Below are 14905 nucleotides of genomic sequence, written 5' to 3' on the forward strand. Positions count from 1 at the left end.
AATCATGACGTTGCTGTTTTTTAACGACCGATGAATGATGGCGGTAATTGTGATGGGCTTAACACACGGCAGCCTCTGGCGATAAAACGCCGGGAACCGTGCTTTTCCTGCGGAGATTGTCAGGAAAGAGTATCCTGCCGGGCCGACCTGGACTATCCTTGTCAGCGTCTGGCACGTGTGTGTCTGTGTGCGCTTTTTTTGGCTGAAAGGAGTAAAAAAATGGCGACAGGAAAGTCCTGCTCTCGCTGGTTTGCGGCTATTGCGGCCTTATTGATGGTGGTTAGCCTGAGTGGGTGTTTTGATAAAGAAGGCGATCAGCGCAAAGCGTTTATCGATTTCCTGCAAAATACGGCAATGCGTAGCGGTGAACGTCTGCCGACGCTGACTGCCGATCAGAAAAAACAGTTCGGTCCTTTTGTCTCCGATTACGCGGTGATTTACGGCTATTCGCAGCAGGTAAGTCAGGCGATGGATGCAGGTCTGCGTCCGGTCGTAGATAGCGTGGGCGCGATTCGCGTTCCCCAGGATTATGTAACTCAGCGTGAACCGCTGCGCCAGGCAAACGGTGCGCTGGGCGTGCTGAGCCAGCAGCTGGAAAACGCAAAAATGCAGGCCGATGGCGCACATAGCGCGCTGAAGCAGGGTGACGATCTGAAGCCGGTCTTTGACCAGGTTTACAATAAAGTCGTGACCACCCCGGCCAATGCATTGCAGCCGCTGATCCCTGCCGCGCAGGTCTTCACGCAGCAGCTGGTACAGGTGGGTGATTTTATCGCTCAGCAAAATACTCAGGTGAGCTTCGTGGCGAACGGGATCCAGTTCCCGACGTCGCAGCAGGCCAGCCAGTACAACACCCTGATTGGCCCGCTGGCTGCCCAGCATCAGGCTTTCAACCAGGCGTGGACGGCGGCAGTTAACGCAACGCGTTAATCGCCACCCCGGGTCTGGCTCTGACGCCGACCCGGAAGACTGCCCGGCCGTATGCTGCCGGGTAGTATTAGCTTATCCCTTCACTTCACCTGCGGGTTAACGCAGTTTTTATCCACCTGACCATTCAGCGCATCAATCAGATTATCCACCGCACAGGCCGCCATATTGTAGCGGGTCTCATGGGTGGCGGAACCGATATGCGGCAGCGCGACGACATTCGGCAGACTCAGTAACGGAGAGTCTTTCGCCAGCGGTTCCTGCTCGAAAACGTCAAGCCCCGCCGCGTGGATTTCGCCCTGCTGTAATGCGGCGATCAGCGCCTGTTCATCAACGACCGGACCGCGTCCGGCATTGATAAAGATGGCGGAGGACTTCATTAGGGCAAATTTGTCGGCGTTGAACAGATGATGCGTTTCCGCGGTCAACGGCAGGATCAGACAGACCACATCGGCTTCCTGCAGCAGCGTATCCAGATCGCAGTAACGCGCGTTGAAGCGCTCCTCCGCCTGCGGATGTCGGCTGCGGGCATTGTACAGAATCGGCATGCCGAAACCGGCGTGCGCCCGCTGTGCCAGGGCCATCCCAATGCGGCCCATACCGACGATCCCCAGCGTCTTGTGGTGCACATCGGTGCCGAACCAGTCCGGACCAATGCTTTTGGTCCATTCCCCGGCTTTCACGCGATTCGCCACTTCGACGACGCGACGCGACGTGCTTAACACCAGCGCCATCACCGTATCGGCCACCGTTTCGGTGAGTACGGTCGGCGTATGCATCAAGAGCACCTTACGCGCGTTCAGCGCCTCAACATCGAAGTTGTCGTAGCCGACGGAGATGGTTGAGGTAGCACGAAGCCTGGGCATTTTCTCCAGTAACGCGGCATCAACTTTTTCGCTCGATCCCAGCAGCCCTACCGCGTTGGCAAAGGCATCGGCGTGCTGCTGGATAGTGTCGTGGCTCAGATTCTTAACCTGAGTCACGGTAAAGTGTTTTTCCAGACGTTGTAGCAGGTCGTCGGGAAGCGTTTTGTAGAGAATAACGGACGGCTTCATGCGGATCTCCCTGGTGATAAAGGTCAGGCGTGTCGAGCGCCAAGCGGAAGTTTTTGATGATTAGCAGGCTTAACAATTAAAGTAAGCCATACCGAGACGAAAAGCGCCACCCCCATGAAAATGTATGAGGCGGACGGGCTGCCGGTGCTGCCGTTCAGGTAACCCACGAACCACGAGCCAAAGAACGAGCCTAACGCACCCATGCTGTTAATCAGCGCCATCGCGCCGCCGGCGACGTTACGTGGCAGCATTTCCGGGATAATGGCGAAGAACGGGCCATAAGGGGCATACATCGCCGCACCGGCAATCACCAGCAGGGTATATGAAGCCCAGAAATGGTTGGCGCCGACCGCCCAGGAACCCATAAAGGCCAGCCCGCCAATCAGCAGCAGCGGCCAGACGAACAGTTTACGGTTTTGCATTTTATCGGACGCCCATGACACTACGATCATCGCGACAGTTGCGGCCAGATACGGTACGGAAGAGAGCCAGCCCACTTCCACCATGCCCATATTGACGCCACCGCTGCGGATAATCGACGGCAGCCACAGGACGAAACCGTACACCCCGATGCTCCATGCAAAATACTGCATGCACAGCAGAATAACGTTACGTGAACGGAAGGCTTCGCCGTAGTTACGCACGGCTTTGATACCCTGCTGTTCGCTTTCCAGCTGCGCCTGCAGCGCCGCTTTTTCGCTTTCAGCAAGCCAGTTGACCTGTGACGGTTTGTCTTTTACCAGCACCCACCAGCAGAAGGCCCAAAGCACCGCCGGAACGCCTTCAATAATGAACATTTCACGCCAGCCGAAGGACTGAATCAGGTAGCCGGATACCACCGACATCCACAGTACCGTGACCGGGTTACCCAGAATTAAGAAGGTATTGGCCCGCGAGCGTTCAGATTTGGTAAACCAGTTACTGATGTAAATCAGCATGGCCGGCATCACTGCCGCTTCGACGATGCCCAGAATAAAGCGGATGGCCGCCAGCGCCGGAATATTGTGTACCATGCCGGTCAGCGAGGCGCAGGCACCCCACAGAATCAGACAGATAAAAATCAGTTTGCGCACGCTGCGGCGCTCGGCGTAAATCGCCCCCGGGATCTGGAAGAAGAAATAGCCGAGGAAGAAAAGCGCGCCCAGGAGCGAGGACACCCCTTTGGTAATGCCTAAATCTTCAGTAATACCCGCTGCCGAAGCAAAACTGAAGTTTGCGCGATCGAGGTACGCCAGGCTGTACGTGATAAACACGATAGGCATGATGTACCACCAACGTTTTGCTGCATTGGTTGAGCTGTTCATAGGCTTGCCTCTAAAGAGTTGAGGTTTATGATGCCGCCGCTGTATGTAGGGTACAGAAGAGGCTGTTATGGTTCGCCAGCCCGGGTTATTCGCCCAGCGCCTCGCGAGTCGGTAATCCTTCGCTATCGCCCTGGACCTGAATTGCCAGCGCGCCGATGCGGTTCCCGCGTTGCACTGCATGATGCAGCGCGTGACCTTCCAGCAGGGCGCTGATCACCCCGACGGCAAAACCGTCGCCAGCGCCCACGGTATCAACCACGTTGTCGACGGTGACGGCGGCGACCGCCCCTTGCTCACCCGCGGCGGTTTTAAACCAGGCGCCGTCGGAGCCGGTTTTAATAATCACCGCCTGCACGCCGCGCGTCAGATAGAAATCTGCGATACCTTCCGGGGTCTGCTGGCCGGTGAGGATCATCCCTTCCTTCAGGCCCGGCAGAACCCAATCGGCCTGGAAGGCCAGCTGGTTGAGCTTCTCGACCATGTCGGCCTCACTCTTCCACAGCACCGGGCGCAGGTTAGGATCGAAAGAGATCGTTTTCCCCTGGGCTTTCATGGTGCTGGCCGCATGATCCAGCAGGGCATATGAGCTTTCTGACAGCGCCGCCGCCACGCCGCTGAGGTGTAGATGGCGGGCGCTGGCGAAGTAATCGGCGTGGAAATCATCCGTCGAGAGGTGGCTGGCGGCGGAGCCTTTACGGAAGTACTCCACAATGGGATCGGTTCCATTTTCGACTTTTGATTTCAGCTGGAAGCCGGTTGCGTAACGGCTGTCTTCGCTAACGCCGCGCGCATCAATGCCTTCTTTAGCCAGCGAACGCAGGACAAACCGGCCGAAGCTGTCCTTGCCGACGCGGCTGACCCAGCCCACCTTCAGCCCCAGACGAGCCAGACCGGTGGCGACGTTTAATTCCGCCCCTGCCACGCGTTTGATAAAGTGCTCGACGTCGGCCAGATCGCCAGTTTGCGTGGCGACGAACATGGCCATCGCTTCGCCAATGGTGATGACATCTAATGGGGTTTGCGTGATCGAGCTTTCTATCACCTTGTTTTCCATCGCTTAATCCTCGCGTAGCAAATTGACGTAGCGGCGGGTCACGGCCGTCAGATCGTGGCCAACCAGCGGAAATTCGATACCGCGCGGGGCATCGGCGGGCAGGTTATCGAGCAGGGCCAGCCAGCGTGTCGGCGCTTCATCAGGGGGAACGGCGCGATAGTTTTCCAGGTGGGGCTCTGCGGCTTTGACATGGATGTAGCTGACGGTGGGCGCCAGATGGCGGGCCGCCTCTTCGGGCGAATCGCCGACCCACAGCCAGTTCCCCATATCGAAAGTCAGGGTCACCGGCAGCTGCTTCACCCGGCAGGCGGACTGAAAGCGCAGCATCGGTGCCAGCTGGCCGCAGTCGGTCTGGTCGTTTTCCACCACCAGCGCCATGCCGCTCTCCTGCAGAGTGTGGCGCAGCGTTTCCAGATCCTGGTGATGGGTGAAGTTGCCCAGCGACAGTTTCAACCACAGGGCGTTGAGGGTTTGCGCCTCCTGCAGCAGCGCCGGCAGGCGCGGGTTGAGGGCGCCATTGGCTTCAAACAGGGCTTCCGGCGCGGAATAGCAGGCTAACAGGCTATGGCGCTCGATGTCTGCCGCCAGCGCGGGCAGCTGATTGAGCTCGTCAGCGCTAAATAATTCACGGCGGATTTCCACGCCGTCGGCGCCGGATCCGGCGATAAACGGCAGTACGGCGGATTGCCCACCCAGTTCCTTAATGCGATCGTGGCCATAGGCGGCGGTCACGACAATAATCTTTCTGGCCATCTGACAAACTCCCGGTAGCACTGTAGCGAATCTTTCTATAACGCTAGATGGTACCGGTTCCAAAGGAAAGCGAAGGATGTCTGATTTATGATCACCATCACGAAGGATGATTAGCGGGAGGTGGAGCCGCGCACGATCAGCTCGCCAGAAAATACCCGCTCGCAGATGGGATCGTTGCTGCCTTCAATGCGCCGAACCACCTGTTCAACGGCGGCATAGCCAATCTGCCACGTGGGCTGTTTCAGGGTGGTGATGCCCACGCCAGCCAGCTCCGCCCACTCCAGCTCATCGAAACCGAGCAGGCCAATATCGCTGCCCCAAATCAGGTCGACCCGTTTGAGCGCGCGCGCAATCTGCAGCGTCAGCGCGCCGTTGGCGGAAATCAGCGCCTTGCGCATTCCGCGATGCCGGGAGTGGAACTGGCGCAGCACCGTATCCAGCATCGCGCCGTCGTTAAGCTGGACTTCGGCGTTCTCCGCGACGATGCCGGTGTGGCGCTGGATCGTGGCGCGAAACGCGCTCAGGCGCTCGCGGCGGGTGTTCACCGATCCCAGCGGTTCGCTCAGGAACAGCAGGGCCTCGAAGCCTTTCTCCACCAGATGCTCCGTCGCCGTCGTCGCGGCCTGGGTGTTGTCCAGACCTACGACGTCACAGGCGAAATCAGGAATTTTGCGGTCGATAAGCACCATCGGCAGCGCCGACTGTTGCAGGCGATTCAGCCCCTCTTCACGCATCCCCACCGCATTGACGACGATACCTTCAACCTGATAGCTGCGCAGCAGGTCGAGATAGTGCAGCTCCTGGTCGAGCTGGTTGTTGGTATTACACACCAGCAGGGTAAAGCCTTTCTCCCGGCAGGCGGCTTCGATACCGCTGAGGACATTGACGGAGTAGGGGTTGGTGATGTCGGCGATAATCAGGCCAATCAGCCGGGTCCGGCCATGCTTCAGCCCGCGCGCCATCAGGCTGGGGTGATAGTTGAGTTCAGCAATTGCGGCTTCAATTCTGGCCAGCAGGTCATCGGAAAGCAGGTGTTTTTCGCCATTGAGATAGCGTGAAATACTGGTTTTTCCGGTCTTTGCGGCTTTCGCCACATCGCTAATAGTTGCTCGCGCCGCTTTCGCCATGATGGCATCCTTTGCTGAAATCTGGAGAACACCTTAGCGCGAAAATCGGCTATATCAAGCATTTTGCCCGGCAGGTGAGCGTTGCCGGGCGGAGGAAACCGCAATCGGTGCAATGACCGGCGGGATTACTGGAGCGGGCTGAGGGTGATTTCCACGCGACGGTTCTGCGCTTTGCCTTCTGCCGTACTGTTGCTGGCAATCGGGTTTGCCGGGCCCAGTCCGCTGGTGCGGATGCGGTTTGCGGCAACGCCCTGGGTGATCAACGCGCTGGCGACGCTGTCGGCACGTTGCTGTGACAGACGCATATTCAGATCCTGACCGCCGGTGCTGTCGGTATAGCCCACGACGTTCACCGCGGTTTTTTCATACTCTTTCAGAACCATTGCCACGCCGGTCAGGGTGTTGGCGCCGGCAGGTTTCAGGTTGGCGCTGCTGCTGTCGAAGGTGACGTTATTCGGCATGTTTAGCACGATGTTATCGCCATTTCGCGTCACGCTGACCCCGGTTCCCTGCATTTTCTCGCGCAGTTTTGCTTCCTGCACATCCATGTAATAACCGATACCGCCGCCCAGCGCCGCACCGGCTGCTGCGCCAATCAACGCACCTTTTCCGCGATCTTTTTTCGACGAGGAGAGGGCGCCTACGCCGGCGCCGACCAGTGAGCCGATGCCGGCACCGATCCCGGATTTGCCCGCTTCGCGTTCGCCGGTGTAGGGGTTAGTGGTACAGCCAGAAATGGCCAGGGTGCCGCTAACTACCGCCGCAATCATGAGTACGCTTTTTTTCATGTTATTTCCTTAATCCTTTTTATTCTTTGTCACAGCGCGCGTGACGGTTGATTATGACGCCCAAAAGCGTAGAAAATTCCCCGGATAACATCTCTTTTTGTAAATAACATTGAACGGTCGCGTAACAGACCGTCACCACACCTGCATTCGCTGACCAGGAGCCTGCTTTGCCAACCTCATCTGCAACCGAAACTATCTTAACCGCAGCCCACTGGGGGCCAATGCTGGTTGAAACGGATGGAGAAAATGTCCTCTCGTCTCGCGGCGCGCTGGAGACCTCTTTCGCCAACTCTCTGCAAACCGCCGTGCGCGAGCAAGTGCATAGCAAAACCCGCGTGCGCTATCCGATGGTACGGAAAGGTTTTCTGGACTCGCCGGAGCGCCCGCAGGGAGTACGCGGCCAGGATGAGTTTGTCCGGGTGAGCTGGCAGCAGGCGCTGGATCTTATCCATACCCAGCATCGACGGATCCGGGAAAGTTACGGGCCCGCATCGATTTTTGCCGGTTCCTACGGCTGGCGTTCTAACGGCGTCCTGCACAAAGCGGCGACGTTATTGCAACGCTATATGAGCCTGGCTGGGGGATACACCGGCCACCTGGGTGACTACTCCACCGGGGCGGCGCAGGCGATTATGCCGTATGTCGTGGGCGGCAATGAGGTGTATCAGCAGCAAACCAGCTGGCCGATGGTGCTGGAGCACAGCGATGTGGTGGTGCTGTGGAGCGCCAACCCGCTGAATACGCTAAAAATTGCCTGGAACGCTTCCGATGAGCAGGGGATCGAATGGTTTGACCGACTGCGCAAAAGCGGCAAGCGGGTGATCTGTATCGATCCGATGCGATCGGAAACCGTGGATTTCTTCGGCCAGGACGGAGAGTGGATCGCGCCCCATATGGGCACGGACGTGGCAATGATGCTGGGGATCGCCCATACGCTGGTGGAAAACGGCTGGCAGGACACGGCGTTTCTTACGCGCTACACCAGCGGCTATGACATTTTCGCCCGCTACCTGACCGGTGAGAGCGACGGCACGCCGAAAAGTGCCGAGTGGGCCGCCGATATCTGCGGCGTTAGCGCAGCTAAGATCCGCGAACTGGCGGAGTTATTCCACGAAAATACCACCATGCTGATGTCCGGCTGGGGAATGCAGCGCCAGCAGTACGGTGAGCAAAAACACTGGATGCTGGTGACTCTCGCCGCGATGCTGGGGCATATTGGTACCCCTGGCGGTGGCTTCGGGCTTTCTTACCATTTTTCCAATGGCGGCAACCCCACCCGACGGGCGGCGGTGCTGGCATCGATGCAGGGCAGCGTGGCGGGCGGCACTGATGCGGTCGATAAAATCCCGGTAGCACGTATTGTCGAGGCGTTGGAAAACCCCGGCGCCGCGTATCAACATAACGGGATGAACCGCCACTTCCCGGATATTCGCTTCGTCTGGTGGTGCGGTGGGGCAAACTTTACCCATCACCAGGATACCAACCGCTTGATTCAGGCGTGGCAGAAGCCGGAGCTTATTGTGATCTCCGAATGTTTCTGGACCGCTGCCGCTCGTCATGCCGATATCGTTTTGCCGGCGACCACCTCATTTGAACGTCACGATCTGACGATGACCGGGGATTACAGCAACCAGCATCTGGTACCGATGAAGCGCGTGGTGGCGCCGCGCGATGAGGCGCGGGATGATTTTGACGTCTTTGCCGATCTCAGTGAACGGTGGGAAACCGGGGGCCGTGAACGCTTTACGGAAGGGAAAAGCGATCTACAGTGGCTGGAAAGTTTCTACCAGATAGCGGCGCAACGCGGGGCGAGCCAGCAGGTCACCCTGCCGCCGTTTGAGCAGTTCTGGCAGGCTAACCAGCTGATAGAGATGCCGGAGAACCCGGAGAATGCGCGCTTTGCCCGCTTCGCCGACTTCCGCACCGACCCGCAGGCTCATCCGTTGAAAACCGCCAGCGGAAAAATTGAGATCCACTCCCCGACGATCGCCGGTTTTGCCTATCCTGACTGTCCGCCACACCCGATGTGGCTGGCGCCGGATGAGTGGCACGGTAACGCGCAGGCCGGGCAGCTGCAGGTTCTCTCCGCGCACCCGGCGCATCGCTTGCACAGCCAGCTTAACCACACGTCGCTGCGTGAAAGTTACGCCGTTGCTGGCCGTGAACCGCTGACCATTCACCCGCAGGATGCGCAGGCGCGCAATATTGCCGACGGTGACGTGGTGCGGGTCTGGAACGCGCGGGGCCAGGTGCTGGCCGGCGCGGTGGTAACCGACGGCATTCGTCCGGGCGTTATCTGCCTGCACGAAGGCGCCTGGCCTGATATTGACCCGCAGGCGGGCATCTGTAAAAACGGCGCGGTGAATATGCTGACCAAAGATATCCCGACCTCGCGGCTGGGCAACGGCTGCGCCGGAAATACGGCGCTGGCGTGGCTGGAGAAATATGATGGTCCCGCGCTGACGCTTACAGCGTTTGATCCGCCGGCCAATGCATAATCCAGGTCGGCTGTAAGGTATCATCCTGCCATGCGCAGTCTTCTATCCGGAAGCCTTGCGCATGGTAGAAATTCACCGCCTCAACGTTTTTCTGATACACCTCCAGACTTAGCCAGAGGTAATGCTGTTTGACCTCCTCCAGCAGCGCGCTGCCGATACCCTGGCGAATGGCATCCGGGGCGACGAACAGCGCACCGATAAAGCGGGCTTGCATGACGCTGACAAACCCTTTGACCATGCCATGCTCTTCCCACACCCAGCTGTTGGCGGCGGGCAGATAGACATCGCGTACCACCGCGAGACTCTCATGCCAGTAAGCTTCACGGATAAACGGGTGCGCATGAATGGTGCTTTCCAGCCACAGGGTGAGCAGCGGAGCGGTATCGTTAGCGTCCCACTTGCGGATCATCATCGCCTCCCGGGTGGCAGAAGCAGCTCGTCACGTGATCGTTGACCAGACCGCAGGCTTGCATGAAGGAGTAGCAGATCGTGGAGCCGACAAACTTAAAGCCGCGCTTTTTCAGAGCCTTTGAGAGCGCATCGGAAGCCGGGGTAGTGGTCGGGATTTCCGCCAGGGTGGCGGCATGGGTAATTTGTGGCTGATTATCGACGAAAGACCAGACAAAATCGTTGAAAGGCTCGCCACTTTGCTCCATTTCCAGGAAGGCACGCGCGTTGCCAATAATGGCCTGAATTTTCCCACGATGGCGAATAATACCGGCATCCAGCACCAGCCGTTCGATATCGGCTTCGTCCATGGCAGCGACGCGAACGGGGTCGAAATGATGAAAGGCCTGGCGATAATTTTCGCGTTTTTTCAGGACCGTTATCCACGACAGCCCGGCCTGCTGGCCCTCAAGGCAGATCATTTCAAACAGTTTATGGGCATCTCTTTGCGCAACGCCCCACTCGGTATCATGATAATCGATATAAAGCGGGTCCTGGCTTACCCATCCGCAACGTTGCATGTCTCTCTCCCTTTAGCAATAAAACTTACGCGTTCACCTTGACGGCTGAAAGATAAAGATAATAGTTAATACAGGGATACCACTCTCAAATATACCCGCCATTATTCAGGTTGCATGTGCATTGGCAGCATTCGCTCGTCCAGTCACATTATTCCGGGTATTCACGGGAAGCAGATCCCATAAAAACACAGCAATAATACTGGTTTGGCTCTTCTCTGGAGTCGCATTAATGATAATAAAGAAAAGCTATGGCATTCGGGGGCGCTTGCTTCCGGCGTGTGTGGCCGTCTGGGCCTCATTGGTTACTGGTGCGTATGCCTGGCAACAGGAATATATCGCTAACGATACTAAAAGTAATACCTCTGAGCGCTATACGTGGGATAGCGATCACCAACCACGTTATGAAGATATTCTGGCTGAGCGGATGAATGCCTCCGGCGATCTTCCCGGCATGGCATTGAATCAGGCCGTCGCCCCTCCGGACAGCAGTCACGGGATGAGCGTGGGCTGGAATTTTACTCTGGCCAGCGGCGTGACCTCCGGGCCGGTGGCGAGCCTGCGTAGCGATGTGGTATCGACCCCGCCGGCGCGTCGGGCGACCGACAATCCATGGGTTAATACGCTCGGCTGGCGTATGGACTACCAGGAGCTGTGGGGCGTGCACCCGTGGGCGCAGGTGAGCTATAACCAACCGCTGTCGTCGGAACAGATTGGGCCAAACCGCGGGCAGGATGGCGCCTGGCGCGATGTGACCTTTGGGGCAGACATGTCGCTTAATTCACACCTTGCGGCATGGGCGGCATTATCCCAGGCGGAAAATCCGACGACGGGCGCAAATTATCTCTACGTGATGGGTGTCAGCGCTAATTTTTAGCGTTTTTGTAGCATACTGGAAACGTAGTTGTTACCTAATAAATACAGTAATGGCGCAGGGTTGTAAGATAGTAATTACTAACTTATTGCCGATATTTTCATGCGCCATCGCTTTTCCAATGTCATTCATTCCTGCCTGCATGCATTTCATTCCATGCTGATGGCATTTCATGCCTTTTTTAACCTGGCGGTCAGGGGACTTCGCTATTGTGGCGGCAGTTAATTCTTCAGGATATCTGCTATGAACGCTGCAAACAGTCAATATACCCGCTGGCTTACGCTAGCCGGCACGATCGTTACACAATTCGCGCTGGGATCGGTTTATACATGGAGTTTGTTCAACAGTTCCCTTTCCGCAAAACTGGATGAACCGGTCAGCCAGGTGGCTTTCTCCTTCGGTCTGTTAAGTCTCGGTCTGGCGCTATCCTCTTCCGTTGCCGGTAAATTACAGGAACGTTTTGGCGTCAAACGCGTCACGATGGCATCCGGGATTTTGCTGGGCCTCGGCTTTTTCCTCACTGCCCACTCCAATAGCCTGTTAATGCTGTGGCTGAGCGCGGGTCTGCTGGTGGGGCTGGCGGACGGCGCGGGCTACCTGCTGACGCTCTCCAACTGCGTGAAATGGTTCCCGGAACGTAAGGGGCTGATTTCTGCCTTCTCCATTGGTTCTTACGGTCTCGGCAGCCTTGGGTTTAAGTTTATTGATACCCATCTGCTGGCTACCGTCGGGCTGGAGAAAACCTTCATTATCTGGGGTGCCATCGTCCTGGTGATGATTGTCTTCGGTGCGACATTAATGAAAGATGCGCCAGAACATACCGCGACTTCCCACAACGGCGTGGTGGAAAATGACTTTACGCTGGCTGAGTCGATGCGTAAACCGCAGTACTGGATGTTAGCCGTGATGTTCCTGACCGCCTGCATGAGTGGGCTGTATGTGATTGGCGTAGCGAAAGATATTGCTCAAGGGATGGTACATCTGGATGTCGCTACGGCGGCGAATGCGGTGACCGTTATCTCTATCGCCAACCTGAGCGGACGTCTGGTTCTGGGTATCCTGTCGGATAAAATCTCCCGCATCCGCGTTATTACGATTGGGCAGGTGGTATCCCTGATCGGGATGGCGGCGCTGCTGTTCGCCCCGTTGAACGCGATGACCTTCTTTGCCGCTATCGCCTGTGTGGCCTTTAACTTCGGCGGCACTATTACCGTGTTCCCGTCGTTGATTAGCGAATTTTTTGGTCTGAACAATCTGGCGAAAAACTACGGTGTGATTTACCTCGGCTTCGGTATCGGCAGTATCTGCGGGTCGCTGATTGCCTCGCTGTTCGGCGGGTTCTATGTCACCTTCTGCGTTATCTTCGCGCTACTGATTATTTCGCTGGCGCTGTCCACCACAATTCGCCAACCGAAAGGCGAGGTTTATAGCGAAGCGCACGCCTGAAAGCACGGCTATCCCGGCTTGAAGCGCTAGCCTCCTCAGCAAATTGTGGCAGTCCAACCAAATGTTTTGTAAATGTTTGGTTGGATCACATTCCCTCCCGGTACTTTTTCCTCTCTCTGTGGTCTACTTAGCGCGCTTTAAAGAGGTTTCTTATACTCTCCGTCCTTCAAATGACCTTATTGTTGACTGCGCTCGCTTGTTTCAGTCACTGACTTAAGTCAGTTCCGGAGGATTCGCGAGCCCGTCGCCGCAAGGCATCTCGAATGGGTTTGAGTAGTTAAACAACCTGAACGCACCCCATTAACCTGCCCACTTATATTGCGTAAGTAAGGCGGTTTTATCTCTTCTTTTTCCAGGTTTCATGCATGAAATATATTAGAACGATGACACAGCAGAAGCTCAGTTTTTGGCTGGCGCTGTACATCGGCTGGTTTATGAACGTCGCTGTGCTTTACCGTCGGCTCGATGGTTATGCGCAGGAGTTTACCCTCTGGAAAGGGCTTTCCGGGATTGTGGAATTGGTTGCTACCGTACTGGTGACGTTTTTCCTGCTGCGTCTGCTGTCGCTGCTGGGCAGACGTGTCTGGCGAATATTAGCCACACTGGTCGTGATTTTCTCTGCCGCCGCCAGCTATTACATGACCTTCCTGAACGTGGTCATTGGTTACGGCATTATTGCGTCGGTCATGACGACAGATATCGACCTTTCTCAGGAAGTGGTGGGCTGGTATCTGATTCTATGGATGGTGCTGGTCAGCGCGCCTCCGCTCCTGCTGATCTGGAATAACCGCTGTCGCCATACGCTGCTGCGGCAAATTCGCACGCCGGGCCAGCGGCTGAAAAATATTACTATCGTGGTGCTGGCCGGGTTAATGGTCTGGGGCCCGATTCGTCTTCTGGAAGTGCGGCAGAAGAACGTTGAGCGCAGCTCTGAGGTTGATATGCCAAGCTACGGCGGGGTCATTGCCAACTCGTATCTGCCGTCGAACTGGCTTTCTGCACTGGGGCTGTATGCCTGGGCGCAGGTGGATGAATCCTCCGACAACAAGTCGCTAATCAATCCGGCAAAAAAATTCACCTATGTGGCACCTGAAGGGCTGGATGATACCTACGTGGTGTTCATTATCGGCGAGACGACCCGCTGGGATCATATGGGGATTTTAGGCTACAACCGGGATACCACGCCGAAGCTGGCGCAGGAGAAAAACCTGGTCGCCTTCCGCGGTTATTCCTGTGATACGGCTACCAAACTCTCTCTGCGCTGTATGTTCGTGCGGGAAGGCGGGGCGGATGATAACCCACAGCGGACGCTGAAAGAGCAAAACGTGTTCTCGGTTCTGCATCAGATGGGCTTTAGCGGCGATCTGTTCGCGATGCAGAGCGAGATGTGGTTCTACAGTAATACCATGGTGAAAAACATTGCTTATCGCGAGCAGATTGGCGCCGAGCCGCGTAACCGTGGCAAGAGCGTGGATGACATGCTGCTGGTGGATGAGGTTCAGCGCTCGCTGGCGAAGAATACCCGTGGTAAGCATCTGATTATTCTGCACACGAAAGGGTCGCACTTTAACTACACCCAGCGTTATCCGCGCAGTTTTGCCAAATGGCAGCCGGAGTGCGTGGGCGTGGATAACAAGTGCTCTAAGGCCGAGCTGATTAACTCGTATGATAATACCGTGACCTATGTCGATCACTTTATCGTGAGCGTGCTGGACCAGCTGCGGGATAAGAAGGCGATTGTGTTCTATGCCGCCGATCACGGTGAGTCGATCAACGAGCGCGAGCACCTGCACGGTACGCCGCGTAAGATGGCGCCGCCGGAGCAGTTCCGCGTGCCGATGATGGTATGGATGTCGGATAAGTATCTGGAATCGCCTGACCATGCAGCCTCTTTCGCCCACCTTAAAGAGCAGGCGGCGATGAAGGTACCGCGTCGTCATGTGGAGCTGTATGACACTATTATGGGATGCCTTGGTTATACTTCGCCGGACGGCGGGATTAACCAGCATAACAACTGGTGCCACGTTCCTGATGCCGCAGCAGCGCCGAAGAAATAGCCGGGTGGCGAGTTTCTCGCCGCTTGAGTGATTTTTTCATAATAAGCCATTGACGGG

13 protein-coding genes are annotated in these 14905 nt (G+C 56.7%); 5 read left to right on the top strand and 8 right to left on the bottom strand.

The genetic code is table 11. From position 1 onward, the window contains the following. The first annotated feature begins 219 nt into the window (after positions 1 to 219). The gene (locus ACMYSN_RS15895) at positions 220 to 930 is read left to right on the top strand and encodes a DUF3053 domain-containing protein (protein WP_123757174.1); all 711 of its coding nucleotides are present in this window, start codon (positions 220 to 222) and stop codon (positions 928 to 930) included. An 80-nt stretch (positions 931 to 1010) separates the two neighbouring features. Here the strand turns inward: ACMYSN_RS15895 and ghrB are convergent, their stop codons facing one another. The 6 genes from ghrB to ACMYSN_RS15925 form a co-directional block, all read right to left on the bottom strand. Beyond that, on the bottom strand, positions 1011 to 1982 hold the full coding sequence (ghrB, locus tag ACMYSN_RS15900) for a D-glycerate dehydrogenase (protein ID WP_462495446.1): 972 nt from the start codon (positions 1980 to 1982) through the stop codon (positions 1011 to 1013). A gap of 23 nt (positions 1983 to 2005) precedes the next feature. Continuing rightward, the gene (locus ACMYSN_RS15905; RefSeq protein WP_462495447.1) at positions 2006 to 3286 is read right to left on the bottom strand and encodes an MFS transporter; all 1281 of its coding nucleotides are present in this window, start codon (positions 3284 to 3286) and stop codon (positions 2006 to 2008) included. Positions 3287 to 3371: 85 nt separating this feature from the next. Further along, a complete protein-coding gene (locus ACMYSN_RS15910) occupies positions 3372 to 4340 on the bottom strand; it encodes a sugar kinase (RefSeq protein WP_462495448.1) in 969 nt (322 codons plus the stop codon). A gap of 3 nt (positions 4341 to 4343) precedes the next feature. Further along, positions 4344 to 5093, bottom strand: a complete 750-nt coding sequence (locus tag ACMYSN_RS15915) for a sugar phosphate isomerase/epimerase family protein (RefSeq protein WP_462495449.1) — start codon at positions 5091 to 5093, stop codon at positions 4344 to 4346. 110 nt (positions 5094 to 5203) lie between these two features. After that, the gene (locus ACMYSN_RS15920; protein WP_154144306.1) at positions 5204 to 6220 is read right to left on the bottom strand and encodes a LacI family DNA-binding transcriptional regulator; all 1017 of its coding nucleotides are present in this window, start codon (positions 6218 to 6220) and stop codon (positions 5204 to 5206) included. Between the two features lie 125 nt (positions 6221 to 6345). Next, positions 6346 to 7008 (bottom strand): OmpA family lipoprotein, encoded by a 663-nt coding sequence (locus ACMYSN_RS15925; RefSeq protein ID WP_154144305.1) that lies wholly within the window; start codon positions 7006 to 7008, stop codon positions 6346 to 6348. Between the two features lie 167 nt (positions 7009 to 7175). Here ACMYSN_RS15925 and ACMYSN_RS15930 point away from each other — a divergent pair, with 167 nt between their 5' ends. Continuing rightward, entirely contained in the window at positions 7176 to 9506 is a 2331-nt protein-coding gene (locus ACMYSN_RS15930; RefSeq protein ID WP_462495450.1) for a molybdopterin guanine dinucleotide-containing S/N-oxide reductase, read from the top strand. Here the strand turns inward: ACMYSN_RS15930 and ACMYSN_RS15935 are convergent. Both ACMYSN_RS15935 and tag read right to left on the bottom strand, forming a co-directional pair. Further along, positions 9475 to 9915 (bottom strand): GNAT family N-acetyltransferase, encoded by a 441-nt coding sequence (locus ACMYSN_RS15935; RefSeq protein ID WP_462498273.1) that lies wholly within the window; start codon positions 9913 to 9915, stop codon positions 9475 to 9477. The two genes, ACMYSN_RS15930 and ACMYSN_RS15935, sit on opposite strands and share 32 nt — an antisense overlap. Then, complete coding sequence (gene tag / locus ACMYSN_RS15940) at positions 9893 to 10474, bottom strand: DNA-3-methyladenine glycosylase I (protein WP_462495451.1); 582 nt, start codon at positions 10472 to 10474, stop codon at positions 9893 to 9895. Before tag ends, ACMYSN_RS15935 begins: the two co-directional genes overlap by 23 nt. Before the next feature lie 229 nt (positions 10475 to 10703). Here tag and ACMYSN_RS15945 point away from each other — a divergent pair, with 229 nt between their 5' ends. The 3 genes from ACMYSN_RS15945 to eptB all read left to right on the top strand — a co-directional run bounded on the left by ACMYSN_RS15945 (position 10704) and on the right by eptB (position 14848). Then, positions 10704 to 11348 carry an autotransporter outer membrane beta-barrel domain-containing protein gene (locus tag ACMYSN_RS15945; protein ID WP_462495452.1) on the top strand — a complete coding sequence of 215 codons (645 nt, stop codon included), beginning with the start codon at positions 10704 to 10706 and terminating at the stop codon, positions 11346 to 11348. Positions 11349 to 11588: 240 nt separating this feature from the next. Next, positions 11589 to 12791: an L-lactate MFS transporter gene (locus ACMYSN_RS15950; RefSeq protein WP_123757185.1), complete on the top strand. Its 1203-nt coding sequence runs from the start codon at positions 11589 to 11591 to the stop codon at positions 12789 to 12791. A 365-nt stretch (positions 12792 to 13156) separates the two neighbouring features. Then, entirely contained in the window at positions 13157 to 14848 is a 1692-nt protein-coding gene (gene eptB, locus ACMYSN_RS15955; protein WP_462495453.1) for a lipid A phosphoethanolamine transferase, read from the top strand. The last annotated feature ends 57 nt before the right edge of the window (positions 14849 to 14905 follow it).

This window comes from Klebsiella sp. R445 (genome assembly GCF_051131755.1).
GTDB lineage: Bacteria > Pseudomonadota > Gammaproteobacteria > Enterobacterales > Enterobacteriaceae > Klebsiella > Klebsiella lignicola.